Source organism: uncultured Caballeronia sp. (assembly GCF_964243625.1).
In the GTDB taxonomy this organism is placed as follows: domain Bacteria; phylum Pseudomonadota; class Gammaproteobacteria; order Burkholderiales; family Burkholderiaceae; genus Caballeronia.
The window spans coordinates 1-3,723 of sequence record NZ_CAXTGZ010000590.1 but is presented as its reverse complement, the minus strand read 5'-3'; the positions used below and the strand labels follow the sequence as shown (position 1 = coordinate 3,723).

Genomic DNA, 3,723 nt, shown 5'->3' with positions numbered 1-3,723 from the left:
CAGCAGCTTTTCGAACAGTAAAAGCAGCGGCAGCAGTTTCGGCAGGAAAAGCAGCTTCGGCAAAAGCGAAAGCGAAAGCGGAGGCGGAAGCCGTTCGAGCCTTTCGTCTGGAACGTCAAAAGCGGAGGCCATCGCAGCGAGCGTTGCCGTTGACAGCGAAAATGTATCGCCGGATGAAGCCGAGCCGGTGTACGAGCGGTCGAGCGACCGTGCGTTTCCGAAGAAACGCAGCGCGTTTGGCGGCGGGGGTTTAGGGCGGTCGTCTACTGCGAAGGCATCGACGGGCGAATCGGACGACGTCTACGAACGCTCCAGCGATAAAAAATTCGGAAACGGTGGTTCAAGCGGGCGCAAATCATCGTTCGGCGGGAAGGCGGCCACGAAACCTGCAGACGGCGAAGACATTTTCGAACGGTCGACCGAACGCGCGACAAGTCGCAGAAGCGGGTTTGCCAAGAAATCGACCGGGGGCAAATCCGATTCCGATGCAGCAGATCTGGCCAAACAGCAAACCGAAGCGAACGCCGCAGACGCAAACGATCGATTGAAGCAGGCCCGCGCCTTACTTGATCGAGCGGTTATTCAAACGCAGGCGGCATCTGCAAAAAACGCTGCTGCGGGTTCCAATCGAGCAGCCATCACGGGAGAGTTCGAACCCGCCGATCCTTTTGAGCCGTTCGAACAATGCGTTCCGGTCGCCAGCAGCGCGGCAAGCGTGCAAGCCCCAATCTCAGACGCCGACTCCGTCTACACCCGCCGGACCCCGGGCCGAGGCAAACCACCGGCAGCGGGTGACGCTAAAAGCAAACGCCCACAACTCTCGCTGCGCGGCAGAGCGCTCGGCTATCTATCCCGCCGCGAACACAGCCGCGCAGAGCTATCGCGCAAACTCACCCCGCACGTCACCGAAACCGACTCGCTGGAAACCCTGCTCGACGCCCTTGAGCGCGAAGGCTGGCTTTCAAACGAGCGATTCGTCGAGAGCGTGGTTCACCGGCGAGGCGCCAAGCTGGGCACAAGCCGGATCGTGAGCGAGTTGAAGCGAAATGGCATCGATGAAACACTCATCCAGGACGCAAACGCAGCGCTAAAAGACACCGAACTCACCCGCGCCCGCGACGTGTGGAGCAAGAAATACGGCGAGCTGCCAATCACCCCGGCCGACCGCGCCAAACAAGCGCGTTTCCTCGCCACCCGCGGTTTCACAAGCGGCGTGATCATGAAAGTCCTGAAAGCCAGCGACGACGATTTCAGCATCGAATAGCGCTCGTAACCGGCAAAACCAGCACAAGGCGGCCCTGAATCAGCAGTATCCGGCCTTCCGGCAACTGGGTCCGGCTCAAAATGCTCAGTATGGTAAAATCCGTATGTTTTCCCATCCGGCCTTTCTCCACACATGCCGCTTTCTCCGCCTGTTTCCCGTCAGTTGCGCCATCGCCGCGCGATTCGAATGGAAGCGTTTGAGCGTGACGATGGCTTGTGGGACATAGAGGCCTGCCTAACTGATGAAAAGCCGCGCGACGTCAAACTCGCGTCGGGCGTCCGGCCTCAAGGCCTGCCGATCCATGAACTCTGGCTGCGCATCACTATCGACCGCACGTTCGCTATCGTCGAAGCCGAAGCAGCTTCCGACTGGGCGCCGTATGGCCAGTTGTGTTCAGCGTCGAACCCGGCATATCGCGCGCTCATCGGCCTCAATCTCGTACAGAATTTCCGTCGTGAATCCAGCCGCCTGCTGGCCGGCACGACCGGTTGCACGCACCTCACCGAACTCTGCGCCGTCCTTCCCACCGCCGCCATCCAGGCTTTCGCGGGCGAAGTATGGAACACTGAAAAGGGCGGCTCGCCCGGACGGTCATCGGACAATTCGGGGGCGAACAGCACAGCAGCCGACACAGACAAACCGCCTTTCCAGCTCGGCCGTTGCAACGCTTTGCGTTTCGACGGCGACGCTGTCCGGCAACACTATCCACGCTGGTTCGGTCACGCGCCTAGAAACGCGCCGGACGGAACTGCACGCATCGTGGAAAAGGACAGTCCGAAAGACCGGGAGCGCACTTGAGCCAGCTCAGCGAATCCAGCGTGAGCAGGTTCACCAGAACTGGCCGACCACGAAATACCAGCAAGATCAGCAGAATCAGCATGAGTCCGGCGACGTTTGTCATCGCTGCCGGATAGATTGCTCGGCGTAAATCTTCGTATTCAACCATTCGAAGTTCAATCCAACTCTCAGACTGAAGGAATCACGCATGAAGATTCACGAGTACCAGGGAAAGGAAATCCTGCGGAAGTTCGGCGTCGCGGTCCCGCGCGGCAAGCCCGTGTTCTCGGTGGACGATGCGGTCAAGGCCGCTGAAGAGCTGGGCGGCCCGGTATGGGTCGTCAAGGCTCAGATTCACGCTGGCGGTCGTGGTAAGGGCGGCGGCGTGAAGGTTGCAAAGACGCTGGACCAGGTTCGCGAATATTCGAACCAGATCCTCGGCATGCAGCTCGTCACGCACCAGACCGGCCCTGAAGGCCAAAAGGTGAACCGCCTGCTGATCGAAGAAGGCGCGGACATCAAGAAGGAACTGTACATCGGCCTCGTGCTCGACCGTATCACGCAAAAAGTCGTGGTGATGGCTTCGAGCGAAGGCGGCATGGACATTGAAGAAGTCGCGGAAAAGACGCCGGAACTGTTGCACAAGTTCGCCGTCGAGCCGTCGACGGGTCTGCAGGACAAGGACGCCGACGATCTCTCGCGCAAGATCGGCATTCCGGAAGGATCGATCCCGCAAGCACGCGCCATCCTGCAAGGCCTGTACAAGGCATTCTGGGAAACGGACGCATCGCTCGCCGAAATCAACCCGCTGATCGTCACGGGCGACGGCAAGGTGATCGCACTCGACGCCAAGTTCAACTTCGACGCAAACGCGCTGTTCCGTCATCCGGACATCGTGGCGTATCGCGATATCGACGAAGAAGATCCGGCTGAAGTGGAAGCGTCGAAGTTCGATCTGGCCTACATCTCGCTCGATGGCAACATCGGCTGCCTGGTGAACGGTGCAGGTCTGGCAATGGCGACCATGGACACGATCAAGCTGTTCGGCGGCGAGCCCGCCAACTTCCTCGACGTGGGCGGCGGCGCCACGACCGAAAAGGTCACGGAAGCCTTCAAGATCATGTTGAAGAACCCGGGCCTGAAGGCGATCCTCGTGAACATCTTCGGCGGCATCATGCGCTGCGACGTGATCGCGGAAGGCGTGATCGAAGCGTCGAAGGCTGTGTCGCTGAAGGTTCCTCTGGTCGTGCGCATGAAGGGCACGAACGAAGATCTCGGCAAGAAGATGCTGGCGGATTCAGGCTTGCCGATCATCGCGGCCGACAGCATGGAAGAAGCTGCGCAGAAGGTCGTCGCGGCAGCCGAGGGCAAGTAAGGGCCAGGATTTTTCCGGCAATTACGAGCGTTCCACCAGACACGAAAGGCGGCGCTTATTCGCCTCGCCGCGGCTTGAAACAAGGCGCGCGGGTGAAAAGCGGCGCTGACGAACAGAGGTCACACCATGTCGATTCTGATCAACAAAGACACCAAGGTTATTACCCAGGGCATCACCGGTAAGACCGGCCAGTTCCACACCCGCGCTTGCCGCGAGTATGCGAACGGCCGTGAGGCATACGTTGCGGGCGTGAACCCGAAACGCGCGGGCGAAGATTTCGAAGGCATTCCTATTTACGCCAGCGTCG

General features: G+C 59.8%; 3 protein-coding genes and 1 pseudogene. All 4 read left to right on the top strand.

Annotated elements, in window-relative coordinates:
• The first annotated feature begins 544 nt into the window (after window positions 1-544).
• Window positions 545-1,264 (top strand): recombination regulator RecX, encoded by a 720-nt coding sequence (gene recX / locus ACFFAR_RS27610; protein ID WP_375508856.1) that lies wholly within the window; start codon window positions 545-547, stop codon window positions 1,262-1,264.
• Window positions 1,265-1,396: 132 nt separating this feature from the next.
• Window positions 1,397-2,062 carry a DUF2889 domain-containing protein gene (locus ACFFAR_RS27605; RefSeq protein WP_174365008.1) on the top strand — a complete coding sequence of 222 codons (666 nt, stop codon included), beginning with the start codon at window positions 1,397-1,399 and terminating at the stop codon, window positions 2,060-2,062.
• 172 nt (window positions 2,063-2,234) lie between these two features.
• The gene (gene sucC, locus ACFFAR_RS27600; protein ID WP_368665778.1) at window positions 2,235-3,416 is read left to right on the top strand and encodes an ADP-forming succinate--CoA ligase subunit beta; all 1,182 of its coding nucleotides are present in this window, start codon (window positions 2,235-2,237) and stop codon (window positions 3,414-3,416) included.
• Window positions 3,417-3,542: 126 nt separating this feature from the next.
• A pseudogene (locus ACFFAR_RS27595) lies at window positions 3,543-3,723 on the top strand (succinate--CoA ligase subunit alpha); the annotation flags it as partial.

What these genes read in the sequence shown, in the direction of transcription:
- ACFFAR_RS27605 (WP_174365008.1), top strand. Translation starts at nt 1,397, where the DNA reads ATGCCGCTTTCTCCGCCTGTTTCCCGTCAGTTGCGCCATCGCCGCGCG.